The sequence below is a fragment of the Actinomadura luzonensis genome (genome assembly GCF_022664455.2).
GTDB classification, from domain to species: Bacteria; Actinomycetota; Actinomycetes; order Streptosporangiales; family Streptosporangiaceae; genus Nonomuraea; species Nonomuraea luzonensis.
The window spans coordinates 732,351-750,373 of the sequence record NZ_JAKRKC020000003.1 but is presented as its reverse complement, the minus strand read 5'-3'; the positions used below and the strand labels follow the sequence as shown (position 1 = coordinate 750,373).

17 protein-coding genes are annotated in these 18,023 nt (G+C 72.2%); 11 read left to right on the top strand and 6 right to left on the bottom strand.

Going from position 1 to position 18,023, the window contains the following annotated elements; genetic code table 11:
* Window positions 1–5 precede the first annotated feature (5 nt).
* A complete protein-coding gene (locus MF672_RS48490) occupies window positions 6–947 on the top strand; it encodes a sigma-70 family RNA polymerase sigma factor (RefSeq protein WP_242373251.1) in 942 nt (313 codons plus the stop codon).
* Window positions 948–1,004: 57 nt separating this feature from the next.
* On the opposite strand, the gene MF672_RS48485 is transcribed toward MF672_RS48490, so the two are convergent.
* Window positions 1,005–1,577 (bottom strand): TetR family C-terminal domain-containing protein, encoded by a 573-nt coding sequence (locus tag MF672_RS48485; protein ID WP_242373252.1) that lies wholly within the window; start codon window positions 1,575–1,577, stop codon window positions 1,005–1,007.
* Between the two features lie 71 nt (window positions 1,578–1,648).
* On the opposite strand from MF672_RS48485, the gene MF672_RS48480 reads away from it, so the two are divergent.
* Window positions 1,649–2,452 carry an alpha/beta fold hydrolase gene (locus MF672_RS48480; RefSeq protein WP_242373253.1) on the top strand — a complete coding sequence of 268 codons (804 nt, stop codon included), beginning with the start codon at window positions 1,649–1,651 and terminating at the stop codon, window positions 2,450–2,452.
* A gap of 10 nt (window positions 2,453–2,462) precedes the next feature.
* The gene (locus tag MF672_RS48475; RefSeq protein ID WP_242373255.1) at window positions 2,463–3,224 is read left to right on the top strand and encodes an MOSC domain-containing protein; all 762 of its coding nucleotides are present in this window, start codon (window positions 2,463–2,465) and stop codon (window positions 3,222–3,224) included.
* Window positions 3,225–3,234: 10 nt separating this feature from the next.
* On the opposite strand, the gene MF672_RS48470 is transcribed toward MF672_RS48475, so the two are convergent.
* Window positions 3,235–4,173 (bottom strand): ABC transporter substrate-binding protein, encoded by a 939-nt coding sequence (locus tag MF672_RS48470; RefSeq protein ID WP_242373257.1) that lies wholly within the window; start codon window positions 4,171–4,173, stop codon window positions 3,235–3,237.
* 198 nt (window positions 4,174–4,371) lie between these two features.
* On the opposite strand from MF672_RS48470, the gene MF672_RS48465 reads away from it, so the two are divergent.
* From MF672_RS48465 to MF672_RS48435, 7 genes are all read left to right on the top strand, one after another.
* A complete protein-coding gene (locus MF672_RS48465; RefSeq protein WP_242373259.1) occupies window positions 4,372–5,682 on the top strand; it encodes an ammonium transporter in 1,311 nt (436 codons plus the stop codon).
* A complete protein-coding gene (locus MF672_RS48460) occupies window positions 5,679–6,017 on the top strand; it encodes a P-II family nitrogen regulator (RefSeq protein ID WP_020546578.1) in 339 nt (112 codons plus the stop codon). The genes MF672_RS48465 and MF672_RS48460 overlap by 4 nt, the downstream gene beginning before the upstream one ends.
* A 109-nt stretch (window positions 6,018–6,126) precedes the next feature.
* Window positions 6,127–8,352: a [protein-PII] uridylyltransferase gene (locus MF672_RS48455; RefSeq protein WP_242373261.1), complete on the top strand. Its 2,226-nt coding sequence runs from the start codon at window positions 6,127–6,129 to the stop codon at window positions 8,350–8,352.
* A gap of 237 nt (window positions 8,353–8,589) precedes the next feature.
* Window positions 8,590–11,460 carry a nitrate- and nitrite sensing domain-containing protein gene (locus MF672_RS48450; RefSeq protein ID WP_242373263.1) on the top strand — a complete coding sequence of 957 codons (2,871 nt, stop codon included), beginning with the start codon at window positions 8,590–8,592 and terminating at the stop codon, window positions 11,458–11,460.
* A 21-nt stretch (window positions 11,461–11,481) separates the two neighbouring features.
* Entirely contained in the window at window positions 11,482–11,904 is a 423-nt protein-coding gene (locus tag MF672_RS48445) for a roadblock/LC7 domain-containing protein (RefSeq protein WP_188190739.1), read from the top strand.
* Window positions 11,905–11,930: 26 nt separating this feature from the next.
* A complete protein-coding gene (locus MF672_RS48440) occupies window positions 11,931–12,293 on the top strand; it encodes a DUF742 domain-containing protein (RefSeq protein WP_242373265.1) in 363 nt (120 codons plus the stop codon).
* Window positions 12,274–12,852, top strand: coding sequence for a GTP-binding protein (locus tag MF672_RS48435; protein WP_242373267.1), 579 nt, complete (start codon window positions 12,274–12,276; stop codon window positions 12,850–12,852). Before MF672_RS48440 ends, MF672_RS48435 begins: the two co-directional genes overlap by 20 nt.
* 6 nt (window positions 12,853–12,858) lie before the next feature.
* Here the strand turns inward: MF672_RS48435 and MF672_RS48430 are convergent, their stop codons facing one another.
* Together MF672_RS48430 and MF672_RS48425 are read right to left on the bottom strand one after the other, a co-directional pair.
* Window positions 12,859–13,647: an ABC transporter permease gene (locus tag MF672_RS48430; RefSeq protein ID WP_242373269.1), complete on the bottom strand. Its 789-nt coding sequence runs from the start codon at window positions 13,645–13,647 to the stop codon at window positions 12,859–12,861.
* The gene (locus tag MF672_RS48425) at window positions 13,644–14,576 is read right to left on the bottom strand and encodes an ATP-binding cassette domain-containing protein (RefSeq protein WP_242373271.1); all 933 of its coding nucleotides are present in this window, start codon (window positions 14,574–14,576) and stop codon (window positions 13,644–13,646) included. The genes MF672_RS48430 and MF672_RS48425 overlap by 4 nt, the downstream gene beginning before the upstream one ends.
* A gap of 79 nt (window positions 14,577–14,655) precedes the next feature.
* Between MF672_RS48425 and MF672_RS48420 the strand changes: the two genes are divergently transcribed.
* Window positions 14,656–15,420: a TetR/AcrR family transcriptional regulator gene (locus tag MF672_RS48420; protein WP_242373273.1), complete on the top strand. Its 765-nt coding sequence runs from the start codon at window positions 14,656–14,658 to the stop codon at window positions 15,418–15,420.
* On the opposite strand, the gene betA is transcribed toward MF672_RS48420, so the two are convergent.
* Window positions 15,413–17,038, bottom strand: coding sequence for a choline dehydrogenase (gene betA / locus MF672_RS48415; RefSeq protein ID WP_242373275.1), 1,626 nt, complete (start codon window positions 17,036–17,038; stop codon window positions 15,413–15,415). The two genes, MF672_RS48420 and betA, sit on opposite strands and share 8 nt — an antisense overlap.
* A complete protein-coding gene (locus MF672_RS48410; RefSeq protein WP_242373277.1) occupies window positions 17,035–17,976 on the bottom strand; it encodes an ABC transporter substrate-binding protein in 942 nt (313 codons plus the stop codon). The genes betA and MF672_RS48410 overlap by 4 nt, the downstream gene beginning before the upstream one ends.
* Window positions 17,977–18,023: the final 47 nt, after the last annotated feature.

Genomic DNA, 18,023 nt, shown 5'->3' with positions numbered 1-18,023 from the left:
AGGGGATGGCAAGGCCTACGGGGAGTCGCACGCAGGAGCAGCACGTCGCGGACCGCGATCTGCTGGGGACGTACCTGGCCGAGATCGGCCGCGTCCCGCTGCTCACGGCGGAGGAAGAGGTTGAGCTCGCCAAGCGGATCGAGGCGGGACTGTTCGCCGAGCAGCTGCTCGACAGCGGGGGCTCGGAGCCGCGCATCGGGGACGCGGCCGACGAGGAGCTGGAGCGGCTGGCCATCTCGGGCCAGCGGGCCAAGGACGAGTTCATCCAGGCCAACCTGCGCCTGGTCGTGGCGGTGGCCAGGAAGTACTCCGGCCGGGGGATGCCGCTGATCGACCTGGTCCAGGAGGGCAACCTGGGGCTGGTGCGGGCAGTGGAGAAGTTCGACTACCGGCGGGGCTACAAGTTCTCCACGTACGCGACGTGGTGGATCCGGCAATCGGTGGGGCGGGCCATCCACGAGCAGGCGCGGCCGGTGCGGCTGCCCACGCACGCGGGGGAGCAGATGACCCGGCTCATGCGGGTGCGGCGCGACATGCTCGCCGAGTTCGACACCGAGCCGACCGACGACGACCTCGCCGACATCCTCGACCTGCCGATCGAGCGGGTGCGCGAGCTGCGCCGCTGGGCCTCCGACCCGGTGTCGCTGCAGCTCGGCGTGGGCGACGAGGACGAGACCGAGCTGGGCGACATGATCGCCGACGAGACCTGGGCCGACCCCGAGCAGCAGGCCATCGACATTCTGGAGCGCGAGCGGCTCGACCAGTGGCTGACCGGCCTGGAGGGCGCCACCAGCGAGATGTTGCGCTGGCGCTACGGGCTGGTGGACGGGCGCGAGCACACGCTGACCGAGGTGGGCGAGCGCTACGGCATCGGCCGCGACCGGGCCCGCCGCATCGAGCGCGACGCGCTGGCCCGCCTGCGCAAGATGGCGACCGCCGCCGCCTGACCCGCTGACCCCGCGCCCGGCCCCTCCGCCGCACTCGGCAGGAGGGGCCGGGCGCTGTCATGTGCTCTGCCGCAGCAGGCGGCGCAGGAACTCCTCGACGGCGGCCTCGGCGGCCGGCCGGTCGCCGCCGCGCGCGACGAGCAGCACGCTCTCGTTGATGGCGGCCAGCAACATGTGGGCGTACAGGTCGAGGTAGCCGGGCGGCACCGAGCGGGTCGCCTGCAGCGCCGCCTTGAGCATGCCGAACGAGTAACGCTCCTCCAGCGCCCGCCACCGCTCCCATCCCAGCACCGCGGGCGCGTCGATGAGGATGATCTGCCGGACGACCGGGTCGGCGGCCAGCCTGATCCAGGCCAGCACCCCGGTGAGCAGCGACTCGGCGGGGTCGCCGACCCCGCCCACCGCCTCCGTGATCTGGACGCCGACCGCCGCCTCCTGCGCCTCCAGCACGGCCTCGAACAGCGCCTCCTTGCCCGCGTAGTGGTAGTAGAGCGCCCCCCGGCTGAGCCCCGTCTCCTGCAGGACCGCCTCGATCGGGGTGTCGTCGTAGCCCCGCTCGGCGAACAGGCGCGTGGCGATGGTGAGCACCCGGTCGCGCGTCGCCGCGGCGCGGTCCGCCTTGAGGTTCATGGATCCACGATAGACAAACCGACCGGCAGTCGGTAATTTCGTAGACCGACAGTCGGTTTGTTAGGAGGACCATGAACGGGATCAGCTACACGGACGCCGGCGAAGGACCCGTCGCGCTGTTCGTGCACGGCGTCGGCACCAGCTCCCACCTCTGGCGGCACGTCATCGCCGAGCTGCGCGACGAACGCCGCTGCGTCGCGATCGACCTGCCGCTGCACGGCGGCAGCGCCGCCCGCGCGGACCTGTCCCTGCCCGCGCTGGCCGAGGCCGTCGAGGAGCTGTGCGACGGGCTCGGGCTGGACGAGATCGACCTCGTGGCCAACGACACCGGCGGCGCGGTGGCCCAGCTCTTCGCCGTCCGCCACCGCGAGCGGCTGCGCACGCTCACGCTCACCAACTGCGACGTGCACACCAACACGCCGCCCGAGGCGTTCGCGCCGACCGTCGAGCTGGCCGCCACCGGGCAGCTCGCCCCGCTCCTCGCCGTCCTGCTCGACCAGCCCGAGGCGCTCGCCGCGACCGCCTTCGGCGCCGGCTACGAACACCTCGGCGACCCGGCCGCGGTCGTGGACGCCTACCTGCGGCCCATCCTCGCCAAGCCCGGCGGGGCCGAGGCCTTCGAACGGCTGCTGGCCGGCATCGAGGCCAAGGAGCTGGTCGCCATCGAGCCGCAGCTCACCGTCCTGACCGTGCCGGCGCTCGTGGTGTGGGGCACCGGCGACCCGTTCTTCGACGTGAGCTGGGCGTACTGGCTGCGCGACACGATCCCCGGCGTGCGGGAGGTCGTGGAGGTCCCGGGCGCCCGGCTGTTCTTCCCCGAGGAGCGGCCCGGCGACCTGGTGCCGCACCTGCGGCGCTTCTGGGCGCAGCCGTAGGCTGGGGCTCGTGCACGTCGAGACGCTGCGGCGCTACCCGGTCAAGTCCCTGCTGGGCGAGGAGGTCGCGGAGAGCGAGGTGAGCGAGCGCGGGCTGGCGGGCGACCGGGCGCGGGCGGTGCTCGACGTCGCCACCGGCAAGATCGCCAGCGCCAAGAACCCGCGGCTCTGGCGGGCCCTGCTCACCGTCGAGGGGGCGGCCTGCCCTTCGGAGGCGGAGCTGTCCCGGCTGACCGGGCGCGAGGTGCGGCTGATCGACGTGCCGCCGGAGGGCGCCGAGCTGGAGCGGTCGGTGCCGGAGCGGGTGCTGGCCGAGGGCATCGAGGCGGAGGTGCCGTACACGGTCGGCACGCTCGGGGCGGGCGCGCCGCCCGGCACGTTCTTCGACTTCGCGCCGATCCACCTGATCACCACCGCGGCCCTGGAGCGGATCGGGGCGCTCGGCCCCAGGGGACGGGTCGAGGCCGTCCGCTACCGGCCCAACCTGGTGATCGCGACCGGCGAGGAGGGCTTCCCCGAGAACGACTGGCCGGGGCGGCGGCTGCACGTGGGCGACGAGGTCGTGCTGGAGGTCATCGTGGCCAGCCCGCGCTGCGCGATCCCGACCCTGGCCCACGGCGCGCTCGGCCGCGACGTCGACGCCCTCCGCACCGTGGCCCGGCACAACCGGGTGCCGGTGTTCGACTCCGGGCCGCAGCCGTGCGCGGGCGTGTACGCCCGGGTGGCGCGGCCCGGCCGCGTCAGGAAGGGCGACCCGGTCCGCCTCGGCTGAGCGTGCGGGCTCAGGCGAGCGGGGTCAGGTACTTCGCCAGGTCGTCGAGGATACGGCCGGCGGCCGTGACGCCGATGCCGGTCATCCACACCTCGTCGTCCACGTTGTGGGCGTGGCCGGACTGCACCGCGCCGAGGTTCTTCCACAGCGGCCCGCCGGTCACCTCGGCCTGCGCCTTGGCGGCGGCCTCGCCGTAGGCGCTGTAGAAGAGCGCGTCCCCGTCGGCCTGCGCGATGTTCTCCTGGCTCAGCTTGCCGAAGCGCTTGTCGGCCTGGGCGGCGAGCCGCTGGACCTCGGGCCGGGGGATGCCGGCGTCGCCGACGACGATGCCGCTGAACGACTCCGGCCCGTACATGCGGATCTCGGTCGGCATGAAGCGCACGATGCTCACCTTGATGCCGGTGAACTTCGCGCCGACCTCCTTGGCCCGCCCCTCGTACGCGGCCAGCAGCTTCGCGGCCTGGTCCTTCTTGCCCAGCGCCTCGGCGTCGAGCAGGAAGTTCTCCTTCCAGGTGATGCCGACCTTCTCCGTGAACACGGTCGGCGCGATCTTGCTCAGCTTGTCGTAGAACGCCTCCTGGCGGAACTTGGAGCCCAGGATGAGGTCCGGCTTGAGTGCCATGATCGCTTCGAGGTTGGGGGCCTGGGTGGTGCCGACCGCCTTGGTGGCCGACAGGGCCGAGCCCAGGTACGCGGGCCACTTCTGGTTCTGCTGGGCCTGGGCCGCGCCCACGGGGGCCGTCCCGAGCGAGACCATGGAGTCGAGCTTGTCGGTGTCGAGCACCACGACGCGCCGCGGGGCGGCCGGCACCTTCGTCTCGCCCATGGCGTGCTTGACGGTGCGCGTGGGCCCGGCGTCCGGCGCGGCGGAGGAGCCGGAGGTGCCGCACGCGGCGAGGGCGAGAAGGGGGAGCATGGCGGCGGCGGCCAGGCGGAGACGCATCGGCATTCCTTGATCGTAGGTAAGGCAACCCTAAGTATGGCATGACCGATATGACCGGGCTCTTATGGGATGCGTGAGGCGTCCGAAACGCAGCCGAAACACCGGTGTGGCGAGATTCACACATGTGAAACACACCTGGTCGCGCCACGAAACCCCAGGCGAACACGCTGTGGCCACACGTCACACGTAAGGGAGGGTCGCTTCGTGAAGATCGACGGCGGCACCACTGCCTGGATGATCGTCGCCACCGCCATGGTGTTGCTGATGACTCCGGGCCTCGCGTTCTTCTACGGCGGCATGACCAGGGCCAAGAGTGTCCTGAACATGATGATGATGTCGTTCGGCGCCATCATCACGGTCTCCATCGCCTGGATGCTCTTCGGACACTCGCTGGCCTTCACCGACAACGCCAGCTCGGCCATCAACAACTTCATCGGCGGCTTCGACGCGCTGGGGTTGCAGAGCCTGGTGGACACCGCCACCAAGGACGACGGCACGGGCATGCCGAGCCTCATCTTCTCCGCCTTCCAGATGACGTTCGCCATCATCACGGTCGCCCTCATCAGCGGCGCGATCGCGGACCGGGCGAAGTTCGGGGCCTGGATCGTCTTCACCGTCGTGTGGGCGACCGTCGTGTACTTCCCGGTGGCGCACTGGGTCTGGGGCACCGGCTGGCTGAACACCATGGGCATCGAGGACTTCGCCGGCGGCACGGTGGTCCACATCAACGCGGGCGCCGCGGCCCTGGCCCTCGCCCTGGTGATCGGCAAGCGCCAGGGCTGGCGCAAGGAGCCGATGCGGCCGCACAACCTGACCCTCGTCCTGCTCGGCGCCGGTCTGCTGTGGTTCGGCTGGTTCGGTTTCAACGCCGGCTCCGAGCTGGCCGTGGACGGCACCGCCGCGCTCGCCTTCATGAACACCCAGATCGCCACCGCCGTCGCGGCCGGCGCCTGGCTCGTGGTCGAGAAGCTGCGCGACGGGCACGCCACCAGCCTCGGCGTCGCCTCCGGCGCGGTCGCCGGCCTGGTCGCCATCACCCCGGCCTGTGGTTTCGTGGACCCGTGGGCGGCGATGGTCATCGGCCTGCTGGCCGGCGCGATCTGCGCCTACGCCGTGGGCCTGAAGTACAAGCTGGGCTACGACGACTCCCTCGACGTGGTCGGCGTGCACCTGGTCGGCGGCGTCATCGGCGCGGTCTCGCTCGGCTTCCTGGCCGCCTACCCCTTCCTCGACCAGCAGAGCAAGGGCCTGTTCTACGGCGGCGGCGTCGGCCAGCTCGGCCTGCAGGTGCTCGGCCCGATCGCCGTCGGCGGCTACTCCTTCGTCGTCACCTGGATCATCGGGAAGATCATCGACAAGACGATGGGCTTCCGGATCACCACCGAGGACGAGGTCACCGGCATCGACGTCACCACCCACGCCGAGACGGGGTACGACCTCGGCACGGTCTACGCCTCCGGCGTGACCTCCCCCAACGGTCCCACGGCCCCCGCTCCTAAGAAGGTGGACGCATGAGGCTCATCACCGCCATCATCAAGCCGTTCAAGCTCGACGACGTCAAGGCCGCGCTCGAACAGTTCGGCATCAAGGGAATGACGGTCAGCGAGGCGAGCGGCTACGGCCGCCAGCGCGGCCACACCGAGGTGTACCGCGGCGCCGAGTACCAGGTCGACCTGGTGCCCAAGGTGCGCCTCGAAGTCCTCGCCGAGGAGGACGACACCGAGGACGTGATCGACGTCATCGTCAAGGCCGCGCACACCGGCAAGATCGGTGACGGCAAGGTCTGGTCCGTGCCCGTGGACACCGTCATCCGCGTACGCACGGGAGAGAGGGGTCCTGAGGCCCTGTGACGGATCCGCAGAGCTCCGGCAACGGCGCCGGGGTGGAGGACAGGGTCAAGGATCCGCGGCGATGCCCGGACAAGGGGGTCCGGGCAAAGCTCGGCAAGGGGGCACAGCAGTGAGGGGAGAGGCCCGTTCGTACGCCGCGGCCCGCAAGGAGCGGACCGCGGACACCGACCGCTGGCTCAAGGATCTCTTCCGCACGGCGAGCGACGGCGACCACGTCTCGCTGGTCGCCGTCGGCAGCCTGGGAAGGGGCGAGCTGGCCCCGGGCAGCGACCTCGACCTGGTCCTGCTGCACAACGGCCGCCCGGACGTGGCCCGGATCGCCGACCGGATCTGGTACCCGATCTGGGACTCGGCGATGGGCCTCGACCACTCGGTGCGCACGGTCGAGGAGGCGGTGGCGGTCGCCCGCCAGGACCTCAAGGCCGTGCTCGGCCTCATCCAGGCCCGCCACGTGGCCGGCGACCCCGAGCTGACCAGGAAGGCCAGGGAGGCGGTGCTCGCCGAGTGGCGGGCCGACTCCCGGCGCAGGCTCGGCGAGCTGCGGGAGGCCGCCGACAAGCGGGCCCAGGTCAGCGGCGAGCTGGCCTTCCTCCTCGAACCCGACCTGAAGGACGGCCGCGGCGGGCTCCGCGACGTCCAGGCCATGCAGGCCGTGGCGGCGGCCTGGGTCGCCTCCGCGCCGGGCCCCCGGGCTCGGGAGGCCTACGAGTTCATCCTCGACGTGCGGCACGCGCTGCACGTCGTCACCGCCCGCGGCACCGACCGGCTGGTCCTCCAGGAGCAGGACGCCGTGGCCGGGCTGCTCGGCCTGCTCGACGCCGAGGCGCTGATGCGCCGCCTCGCCGAGGCCGGCCGCACCGTCTCGCACGCCTTCGACGCCACCTGGCGCACCGTTGACAAGCTGGTGTCAGGCCCGGCCCCGCGCGGCCGCCGGCCGCTGGCCGACGGCGTGGTCGAGCACGGCGGCGAGGTCGTTCTCGCCCGGGGCGTCAGCCCCCGCACGGACCCCGTCCTGGTGCTGCGCGCCGCCGCCGCGGCGGCCGACTCCGGGCTGCCGCTGGCGCCCGCCACGATGTCCGTCCTCGCAGCTCAGTCGCCTCCCATGCCGGTGCCGTGGCCGGAGGAGGCGCGCGACGCGCTGGTGTCGATCCTCGGCGCGGGGCGCGCCGCCGTGCCCGTGTGGGAAGAACTGGATCAAGCGGGCATCCTTGTCAAGCTGCTTCCTGACTGGGAGCGGGTGCGCCACCGCCCGCAGCGCAACCCGATCCACCGCTTCACCGTCGACCGGCACCTCATCGAGGCCGCCGCGAACGCCGCCAGCCACACCCGCGAGGTCTCCCGCCCCGACCTCCTGCTGATCGCGGCGCTGCTGCACGACGTCGGCAAGGGCTGGCCCGGCGACCACTCGGCGACCGGCGAGGTCGTGGTCCGCGACATCGCCACCCGCATCGGCCTGCCGCCGCAGGACGTCGAGACGCTGGCCACCGTCGTCCGCCACCACCTGCTGCTGCCCGAGACCGCCACCCGCCGCGACCTCGACGACCCGGTGACGATCGAGAAGGTCGCCGCCACGGTCGGCTCCCGCGAGGTGCTGGACCTGCTGGCCGCGCTGGCGGTCGCCGACGGCCACGCGACCGGCCCGGCCGCCTGGAACTCCTGGAAGGCGGGGCTGGTCGCCGACCTGGTCCGTCGGGTGCGCTCGGTGCTGGCCGGCTCGCCGCCGCCCAGGCCGCCCGTCCTGTCGGCGGAGCAGGCCGGGCTGGCCCGGCACGGCGGCGGCGCGGTGCGCGTCAACGGCGGCAACGTCACGGTCGTCGCCCCCGACCGGGTGGGGCTGCTGTGGAGCGCGGCCGGCGTGCTGTCGGCGCACCGGCTCATCGTCCGCTCCGCCTCCTCCGCCTCCGCCGGGTCCACGGCGGTGATCGAGTTCTCCGTGATCCCCGAGTACGGCTCCCCTCCCGACCCGGCGACCCTGGAGTCCGATCTCCGTCTCGTCCTTGCCGGCCGTCTTGACATCGAGCAGCGGCTGGCCCGGCGCGCGAGGGCCATGCGGCCACCGCGCGTACCCGTGGCCCCACCTCGGGTGACGCTGGTCGACGACGCCTCCGCGACGGCCACCGTGGTGGAAGTCAGGGCCCATGACAGGCCGGGGCTGCTGTGGCGCATCGGGCGGGCGTTCGGGGAGTGCGGTCTTGACGTGCGGGCCGCCCGAGTGGAGACTCTCGGCGCGGAGGCGGTGGACGTCTTCTACGTGGTTGATCGCGCCGGTCGCCCCCTCAGCGACGATGCGCAGCGGGCACAAGTCCGCGATCACGTGCTTGCCGCACTGCGATAACCGGCAGCAACGGCTGTCGGTCACATTTGTAACGATTGTGTCCGATTTGCCGGTTGTGACACATGCTCGGATACCTTGTGGACGGCTTCGAGGTTTGGGCGATCTCGGAGCCCGTCACAACGGGATGATTGAGGGGTAGCGGGAGCAGTGACTACGGGGAACTCCGACAGCGGCTCAGCCGCGCAGCGGGACCGCGGCAGGCGGTCGCTGTCACGCTTCGGACTGCGCAACTGGCGCGTGCGCTGGCGCCTCACGGCGCTCATCCTGGTCCCGACCATCGCGGCCGTCGTCCTCGGCGGCTCGCGGGTGGTCGAGTCGGTGCAGAGCATCTCCGACTACGACCGCACCGCCACCGCCGCCGAGCAGGCCGGCCACATCCGCGACCTGCTGCAGGCCATCGGCCTGGAGCGTGACACGGCCGGCTGGATCGGCGCCAGCAGCGCCATGAAGAAGACGCTCGCCCAGCCGCTCGCCCAGCGCAAGGCCGCCGTCGACAAGCTCGTCGCCCAGGTGCGCGCCGACCTCGCCGCCATCGACGACTCCTACGGCCCCCGCGTCGTCAAGGCCGCCGACCGCACCCGGTCCGACCTCGCCCGCCTGGCCCGCATCCGCGCCGAGGGCCAGCGCAACACCGGCCAGTACGACTTCCTCACCGACAGCCTGCTCACCCTGCACGACGAGCTGGGCCTGATGTCGGACGACTCCCTGATCGTCGGCCAGTTCCGCGCGCTGAGCGCCCTCGCCGCCGCCAAGGAGGAGGTCTCCCGCCAGCGCGTCCAGCTCCTCCAGGCCAGCTACGACACCGCCCGCGTCGACGCCAAGACGGTCGAGCAGTTCATCGCCTCCAACGCCCGCCAGCTCAGCGACATCAGCACGGTCGGCGCGGAGGCCGGCGCCGACATCGGCCTGGACCTGTCCAAGTCGCTGACCTCCAGGCCCGAGTACGTCAACGTCCAGCTCACCAAGTCCCGGGCGGTCACCCTGGCCAGCGGCCGGGCCCCCGGCGTGCGCATCAACGACAACCTGATCTCGGCCAGGGCCAGCCGCCAGGAGTGGTTCGACGAGAACGGCGTCGTCATCGACGTCCTGCACGGCATCGAGAAGGACCTCGCCGACAAGGTCAGCCTGCGCAGCCAGGAGCTGCGCGGCTCCGAGATCCGCACCGCGATCATCGCCGGCGTGATGATCGTCGCGCTGCTGCTGCTCGTGCTGCTCCTCACCGTCGCCATCGCCCGCTCCATGGTCGCCCCGCTGCGCCGGCTGCGCACCGAGGCCCTGGAGATCGCCGGCTTCCGCCTGCCCGACGTGGTGCGCCAGCTCCGCGTCAACGGCGACGCCCAGGTCGGCGAGGTCCGCCCGATCGCGATCGAGGGCAACGACGAGATCGGCGACGTGGCCCGCGCCTTCGACCAGGTGCACCGCCAGGCCGTGCGCCTGGCGGGCGAGGAGGCCGAGCTGCGCGGCAACATCAGCTCGATGTTCGTCAACCTCTCGCGCCGCACCCAGACGCTGGTCGAGCGGCAGATCTCGCTCATCGACGGCCTGGAGAAGGGCGAGCAGGACGGCGCCCGCCTGGCCGACCTGTTCAAGCTCGACCACCTGGCCACCCGCATGCGCCGCAACTCCGAGAACCTGCTGGTCCTCGCCGGCCACGAGGCCACCAGGCGGCGCAGCCAGCCGGCCAAGCTGGTCGACGTCGTGCGCGCCGCGCTGTCGGAGGTCGAGGGCTACGAGCGGGTGCAGGTGCGGGTGCACCGGAGCACGTCCGTGCTCGGGAGCTGCGCCAACGACCTCGTGCACCTGGTCGCCGAGCTGGTCGAGAACGCCATCCAGTTCTCCCCGAGCAACTCCCACGTCGTCGTCACCAGCAGCCCCATCGAGGGCGGCGGCGCGCTGCTGTCGGTGAGCGACACCGGCATCAGCATGACCGAGGACGAGCTGGCCGAGGCCAACCGGCGCCTCGCCGAGCCGCCCGTCGTGGACGTGTCGGTCTCGCGGCGCATGGGCCTGTTCGTGGTCGGCCGCCTGGCCCTGCGGCACGGCATCCGGGTGCAGCTCAGGAAGGGCGACGGCGCCGGCCTCATCGCCATGGTGCTGCTGCCGCCCGCGCTCATCGCCGACGGCCAGCAGCAGCCGCTGCCCCAGCGGCCCGCCTTCGGTGGCGGCACCGCCCCCGGCCCGGCCCCGGCGTTCGGCGGGCGGCCCGCGCCCGGAGGGGCGCCGGGACCGGTCGCCAACGGGACGTTCCGGTCGTTCGGCTCCTTCGAGTCGCTCGACGCGCCGCGCGGCCCGTCGCGGCAGGGCCCCGGCACCTACGACAGCGCGCCCGGCGGCCCCGCCCGCCCCGGCGGCCACGACAGCGCGCCCGTCACGCCCAGGCACGCGTTCGGCACGTTCGGCTCCGACCCCGCTCAGGCGGGGATCGGCGGCTTCACCGCCGACACCGACGGCGGCTCCTACCGGGGCCGGCCGCCCGCGTCGTTCGACTCCGGCGCCTACCCGTCGTACCCGGGCGCCGGGGCCTACCCCGGCGTGAACGGCAACGGCGCGCCCGCCAACGGCGTCCCCGGCGGAACGGGAAATGGTGCGTTCCAGACGCCGCCGCCGATGACCGCGTACCCGACGAACGACGTGCGGAGGCCGGACCCGATCCCCTCGGTCGAGGTGTCCCCGGTGGAGCCTGACCAGGAGGAATACCTGCCGATCTTCGCGTCGGTGGAGTCGGCCTGGTTCCGGCGCCCGCCGGGGGAGCGAGCCCCGGCGCAGCCGAAGGCGCCGGGCGGCGGTGAGGCCACGCCCGCGCAAGCCGTACCCTCTGGGGAGGAATCGTGGCGGACGGCCGCCGACGCCGGATGGCAGGCGGCGGCCAAGGCCAGCGACCCCAGCCTCGGCGGCATCACCGCCGCCGGGCTGCCCAAGCGGACCCCCAAGGCCAACCTGGTGCCCGGCACGGCCGGTCAGCCGCAGGCGCAGCAGCAGCCGCAGCGGCAGGCCCCCGCGCCGTCCCCGGTCTCCGCGGACCGGGTGCGCAGCCGGATGGCCAGCTACCAGCAGGGTGTGCGGCGGGCCCGCCAGGAAGTACGTCAACAGGAGGAACAGAGTGAGTAAGCGTCCCGCCGGGGAGGATGCGTGACAACGCTGAGCCACGAGGCGCACCGGTTCGACTGGCTGATCACCGACTTCGTGCGGAACACGCCCGGCGTCGCGCACGCCGTGGTCGTCTCCGCCGACGGCCTGTGCCTGGCCGCGTCGGAGGGCTTCCCGCCGGACCGCGCCGACCAGCTCGCCGCCGTCTCCGCCGGTCTGCTGAGCCTGACCGTCGGCGCGTCCAGGGTGTTCGAGGGCGGCGCGGTGACGCAGACCGTCGTCGAGATGCAGCGGGGTCTGCTGCTCGTCATGGCCATCAGCGACGGCTCGGTGCTGACGGTGCTGGCGGGTCCGGATTGTGACATGGGTTTGGTGGCGTATCAGATGACGCTGCTGGTAGACAGGGCGGGACAGGCGCTCACGCCCGCCCTGCGCGCCGAACTCCAGGCCGCCAGGGCGCGGTGATGTGATGGAACTGATGGGAGAGGGCCGTGTACGGCAGTGACGGGATCGGGGAAGAAGAGCCCCTGTTCCGTCCTTACGCGGTGACCGGCGGCCGTTCCGAGCCGCGGTACCACCTCGCGATGGAGACGTTGATCTCCTCGATGTCGATCCCGGACGAGGAGATGGCCCTGCTCACCCCCGAGCAGGAGGCCATCATGCAGCTCTGCAGGACGTTCCGGTCGGTCGCCGAGATCTCGGCCCTGCTCCGCGTCCCGCTGGGCGTGGCGAGGGTGCTCGTGGCGGACATGTCCGACGAAGGACTCGTCCGCCTGCACCAGCCACGCCTCCAGCAGGGACAGCCAGACCTAACCATGCTCGAAAGGGTGCTCAGTGGACTACGCAGGCTCTAGCCCCGGCCTCACCTCGACGAAGATCGTGGTGGCCGGGGGGTTCGGCGTCGGTAAGACCACGTTCGTGGGGGCGGTGTCCGAGATTCTCCCGCTCACCACGGAAGCGGTCATGACCGACGCGTCCGCGGGCATCGACGACCTGGGGATGACCCCCAACAAGCAGACCACGACCGTGGCGATGGACTTCGGCCGGCTCTCGCTGGACCGGGACCTCATCCTGTACCTGTTCGGCACGCCCGGGCAGCACCGGTTCTGGTTCATGTGGGACGACCTGGTCCGCGGCGCGATCGGCGCGGTGGTGCTGGTGGACACCCGCCGGCTGGCCGACAGCTTCCCGGCCATCGACTACTTCGAAGAGGCCAAGCTGCCGTTCGTCATCGGCATCAACGGCTGGGACGGCCAGTTCCTGCACTCCGACCAGGAGGTCAGGGAGGCGCTGGCGCTCTCGCCGCACACGCCGATCGTGCGCACCGACGCCCGCAGCCGCGAGTCGGTGAAGGCGACGCTGATCGCGCTCGTCGAGCACGTCGTACGCCTGCGCGCCGCCCCGGTCCACTAGCCGCCGTCAGCGGTCGAGCCGCTGGTAGCGGCGGACCGACAGGGTGAGGAACACGGCGGTGATCGCCAGCGGCCACGCCACGGCCAGGAGCACCGGGTGCTGGGCCGCCCAGGAGTCGCCGCCCCAGCCCGGGTTGCCGAAGAGCTGCCGGGCCGCCGCCGCCGTCGACGACAGCGGGTTCCACTCGGCGATCGCGCCGAGCCAGCCCGGCATGGTGTCCGGGGCGACGAAGGCGTTCGACAGGAAGCCGATCGGGAACTCCAGCGTCTGGACGGCCACCACCGCGCCGGGGTCCCGGGTCAGCAGCCCCAGGTACATCCCGGCCCAGAGCAGCGAGAAGCGCAGGAGCAGCAGCAGACCGGCCGCGCCGAGCGCCCCGCCCGCCGAGGCCGGTCGCCAGCCGACCGCGAGGCCGCAGGCCATCAGCCCGGCCAGGACGAGCACCGAGTGCAGCAGGTCGGCGACCGCGCGGCCGGCGAGCACGGCCCCGGGCGTCATGGGCAACGAGCGGAAGCGGTCGGTGACGCCCTTGGCGGCGTCCGTGGCCACGGCGATCATGGTGGCGCTCAGGCCGAAGAGCATGGTCATGCCGTACATGCCGGGCATGAGGAAGGCGAAGTAGTCCGCGCCCTCCGGCACCTTCACCGCGCCGCCGAACAGGTAGCCGAAGGCCAGCGTGATCATGATCGGGAAGGCGATCCCGAACACCACCGTCATCGGCTGGTTGCGCCAGTGGATCAGGTCGCGCCGGGCGACGCTCCATCCGTCGGCGAGGGCCCATCGCACCGTCGTCACGCCCGCTCTCCCTCGGTCAGGGTCAGGAAGACCTCGTCCAGCGTCGGCCGCCGCAGCGCGACGTCCTCGATCTCGATCCCGGCGGCCGCCAACGTCGCCAGCACGCCGGTGAGCGCCTTGACCCGCTCGCCCACCGGCGCGGAGACGCGGCGGGTGTCGGGGTCGGTCTCGACCGGGCCGGTGGCGGCGCGAGCGGCGATCGCGGCGGCCTCCGCCAGCCGCCCGTGGTCGTGGACCACCACGTCCAGCCGGTCGCCGCCGAGCTTGGTCTTCAGCTCGTCGGGCGTGCCCTCGGCCACCGCCCGGCCGGCGTCCACGACCGTGACGCGGTCGGCGAGCTGGTCGGCCTCCTCCAGGTACTGCGTGGTGAGCAGCACGGTGGTGCCGTCCGCGACCAGCTCGCGCACCGCGCGCCAGATCTCCGCGCGGCTGCGCGGGTCGAGGCCGGTGGTCGGCTCGTCGAGGAACAGCACGGGCGGCGCCAGGATCAGGCTCGCCGCGAGGTCGAGCCGGCGCCGCATGCCGCCGGAGTACTCCTTCGCCGGCCCCTCGTGCTCCAGCCCGAACCGCCGCAGCAGCTCCTCGGCCCGCCGCCGGGCCGCCGCCGCTGTCAGGTGGTGGAGGCGGCCGAACAGCTCCAGGTTCTGCCGGCCGGTCAGCAGCTCGTCCACGGCGGTGTGCTGGCCGACCAGGCCGAGGTTGCGGCGCGCCTCGCGGGGCCGCCGCGTCACGTCGTGCCCGGCCACCTCCGCCCGGCCGCCGTCCGGCCGCAGGAGCGTCGTGAGGATGCGCACGGCCGTGGTCTTGCCCGCGCCGTTCGGCCCGAGCAGGCCGCACACCGTGCCCTCGCCCACGTCCAGGTCGAGGCCGTCCAGCGCGGCCCTGCCGCCGTACGTCTTGCGCAGCCCGCGCGCGAGCACCGCCGTCATCCCGCTCTCCCTTCGAAACGTACGCCGTACCGTACACAATACGGGTCCAGTCGGCAACCGTACGGTGTACCGTACGAAGGTGACCGTCGAACACCCGGGCAAGGGCGACCCCGCGCGCAGCCTCGCCCTCCTCTGGCGCACCAGCGAGCGGGCCAGCCGCAAGGGCAAGCCGGAGCTGAGCGTCGAGCGCATCGTGCGCGCCGCGATCGAGGTGGCCGACGCCGAAGGGCTCCAGGCCCTGTCGATGCGGCGGGTGGCCGAGAAGCTGGGCGTCGGCACCATGTCGCTCTACACGTACGTCCCGGGCAAACCGGAGCTGTTCGACGTCATGCTCGACACCGTCTACGGCGAGACCGCCCGCCCCGAGGACGTCCCCGGCGGCTGGCGGGGCCGCCTGGAGCAGATCGCCCGCGAGAACCGGGCCCTCTACCTGCGCCACCCCTGGCTGCTCCAGGTGGCCGCCAGCCGCCCGGTGCTCGGCCCCAACGTCACCGCCAAGTACGACTACGAGCTGCGCGCCGTGGACGGCATCGGCCTGAGCGACCTGGAGATGGACGCCGTGATCACCCTGATCACCGGCTTCGTGCACGGCACGGCCCGGGGCGCGGTGGAGGCGGCCCAGGTCGAGAGCCAGAGCGGCCTGACCGACGAGCAGTGGTGGGCCGCGCACGCGCCCTTCTTCGCCCGCATCGCCGACGCCGAGCGCTGGCCGGTCGCCAGCCGCGTCGGGCAGGCCGCGGGCGAGGCCATGAACGCCGCCTACAGCCCCGAGCACGCCTTCGAGTTCGGCCTGCAACGTGTGCTCGACGGCATCGAGGCGCTCGTCGGGCGGCGCGCTAGGTAGCCCGGTAGAACTCCACCGGCTCGGGCGGCAGCGGGGTGTCGCCGCGGATGAGGTCGGCCGACTTCTCGGCCAGCATCATGACCGGCGCGTAGATGTTGCCGTTGGTGACGTAGGGCATGGCCGAGGCGTCCACCACGCGCAGCCCGTCGAGGCCGTGCACCCGCATCGTGTCCGGGTCCAGCACCGCGAGGTCGCCGGTGCCCATCCTGCACGTGCACGACGGGTGCAGGGCGGTCTCGGCGTCCCTCGCCACCCAGGCCAGGATCTCCTCGTCGGTCTCGACCCCGGGGCCGGGGGAGAGCTCGCCGCCGTCCAGGTCCGCCCAGGCGGGCTGGGCCAGGATGTGCCGGGCGTGCCTGATCGCCTCCACCCACTCGCGGCGGTCCTGGTCGGTGGACAGGTAGTTGAAGCGCAGGGCGGGCTTGACACGCGGGTCGGCCGAGGTGACCCGGACCGAGCCGCGCGCGTCGGAGTACATCGGGCCGATGTGCACCTGGTAGCCGTGCCCGCCGGCCGGGGCCGAGCCGTCGTAGCGGACGGCGAGCGGCAGGAAGTGGAACATGAGGTTGGGGTAGGCGACGTCGTCGTTGGAGCGGATGAAGCCGCCCGCCTCGAAGTGGTTGGTGGCGCCGGGGCCGCGCCGCAGGAACAGCCAGCTCGCGCCGATGAACGGCCGCCGCCACAGCGCCAGCGACGGCTGCTGCGAGACCGGCCGGGTGCAGGCGTGCTGCACGTAGACCTCCAGGTGGTCCTGGAGGTTCTCGCCCACGCCCGGCAGGTCGTGCACCACGTCGATGCCGAGGGGCTCCAGCAGGGCGCGCGGGCCGACGCCCGAGACCTGGAGGAGCTGCGGGGTGTTGATCGCGCCGCCGCACAGGATCACCTCCCCGGCCTCGATCCGCTCGCCGCCCGCCCGCACGCCGACCGCCCGGTTCCCGCGGAAGAGCACCTGCTCCACGAAGGTGCGGGTGCGGACGGTGAGGTTGCGGCGGTGGCGCACCGGGTGCAGGTACGCGCGGGCGGCGCTGAGCCGGCGGCCCCGGTGCACGTTGCGGTCGAAGGCGGCGAAGCCCTCCTGGCGGTAGCCGTTCACGTCGTCGGTGAGCGGGTGCCCGGCCTGCTGCACGGCGGCGAAGAACGCCTCGAACAGCGGCCCCTCGGCCGGCCCGCGCTCCAGCCTCAGCGGGCCGTCGCCGCCCCGGAAGTCCGTGCCGGGGCCGGCCAGGCAGGTCTCCATGCGCTTGAAGTAGGGCAGGCAGTGGGCGTAGTCCCAGTTCTTCATGCCAGGGTCGGCCGCCCACCGCTCGTAGTCCAGCGGGTTGCCCCGCTGGAAGATCATGCCGTTGATGCTGCTGGAGCCGCCGAGGACCTTGCCGCGCGCGTGGTAGACGCGCCGGCCGGCCAGGTGCGGCTCCGGCTCCGACTCGTACTTCCAGTCGTAGCGGGCGTTGCCGATGGGGAACATCAGCGCGGCCGGCATGTGGATGAAGACGTCCCACAGGCTGTCCGGCCGCCCGGCCTCCAGCACCAGCACCGACGTCGAGGGGTCGGCGCTGAGCCGGTTGGCCAGGGCGCAGCCGGCCGAGCCGCCGCCCACGATGACGAAGTCGAACCTCAACGGGGGATCCAGTCCTTCCACACGATCTTGTTGTCCGCCACCCACTCGGCGGCGGCCTGCTCGGCGCTCTTCCGGTCGTTGATCATGGCGCTGGCGACCCGGTTCTGGTCGTCGTTGGTCCAGGAGAAGTTGCGGACCAGCTCGTAGGCCTTGCCGCCCTTCTCCGCGAAGCTCCGGCTGACGATCTTGTCCAGCAGGTAAGGCGGATAGTCGCAGGCGACCTTGGCGGCGTCCGCGTCGCATCCGACGGCGTAGGCGGGCAGCGCGACCTTGACGAGTTTCACCTTGGTGAACAGCCATTGCGGCTCGTAGAAATACATGAGCAGCGGCGTCCGGTTCTTGGTGGCGTCCTCGGCCGCCTTGATCAACGCGTCCTCGCTGCCGGAGTAGACGACCTTGTAATTCAGGCCGAGGTTGCGCACCAGGGCCTCGTCATTCGTGACGAACGTCGGATCGCCGTCGAGGAGCTGCCCGGCGTTTCCGGTTTTGGCGGTCCGGAAGAGGCTCGCGTACTTATTGAGGTTTCGGTAGTCCGTAATGTCGGGATATTTCTTGGCCATCCACTCGGGGACGTACCAGCCGATCACGCCCTTGTTCCCGGTGAGCCCGGCCGACAACGCCACCTTCTTCTGCTCGATGAACTCCTTCTTCAGCTCGGGATGGCCCCAGTTCTCGATGATCACATCGACCTTGCCGGTGCCGAGGTCCCGCCAGGACTGGTCCTCCTTCATCTTCCGGGTGCGCACCGTGTAACCCAGCTCGTGCTCCAGCAGGTAGGCGAGCACGGCCGCCTGGGCCTCGTAGCCGACCCAGGCGTGGATGTCGAGGTTGACGGTCTTGCTGGCGCCGGTAGCGGCGCCGGGCTCCTCGGCGGAGCAGGCCGTCAGGAGCAGGGCGGCCGCGACCAGCGGCCCGACGAACGTCTTCAAGCGTCGCATGAGGGGTCTCCGGGGCCGCGGCCCGCGCGGGGGCCGCGGCCGAGAGG

What these genes read in the sequence shown, in the direction of transcription:
- MF672_RS48485 (WP_242373252.1), bottom strand. Translation starts at nt 1,577, where the DNA reads ATGAACCTCAAGGCGGACCGCGCCGCGGCGACGCGCGACCGGGTGCTC.
- MF672_RS48490 (WP_242373251.1), top strand. Translation starts at nt 6, where the DNA reads ATGGCAAGGCCTACGGGGAGTCGCACGCAGGAGCAGCACGTCGCGGAC.
- MF672_RS48410 (WP_242373277.1), bottom strand. Translation starts at nt 17,976, where the DNA reads ATGCGACGCTTGAAGACGTTCGTCGGGCCGCTGGTCGCGGCCGCCCTG.
- MF672_RS48480 (WP_242373253.1), top strand. Translation starts at nt 1,649, where the DNA reads ATGAACGGGATCAGCTACACGGACGCCGGCGAAGGACCCGTCGCGCTG.
- MF672_RS48425 (WP_242373271.1), bottom strand. Translation starts at nt 14,576, where the DNA reads ATGACGGCGGTGCTCGCGCGCGGGCTGCGCAAGACGTACGGCGGCAGG.
- MF672_RS48460 (WP_020546578.1), top strand. Translation starts at nt 5,679, where the DNA reads ATGAGGCTCATCACCGCCATCATCAAGCCGTTCAAGCTCGACGACGTC.
- MF672_RS48470 (WP_242373257.1), bottom strand. Translation starts at nt 4,173, where the DNA reads ATGCCGATGCGTCTCCGCCTGGCCGCCGCCGCCATGCTCCCCCTTCTC.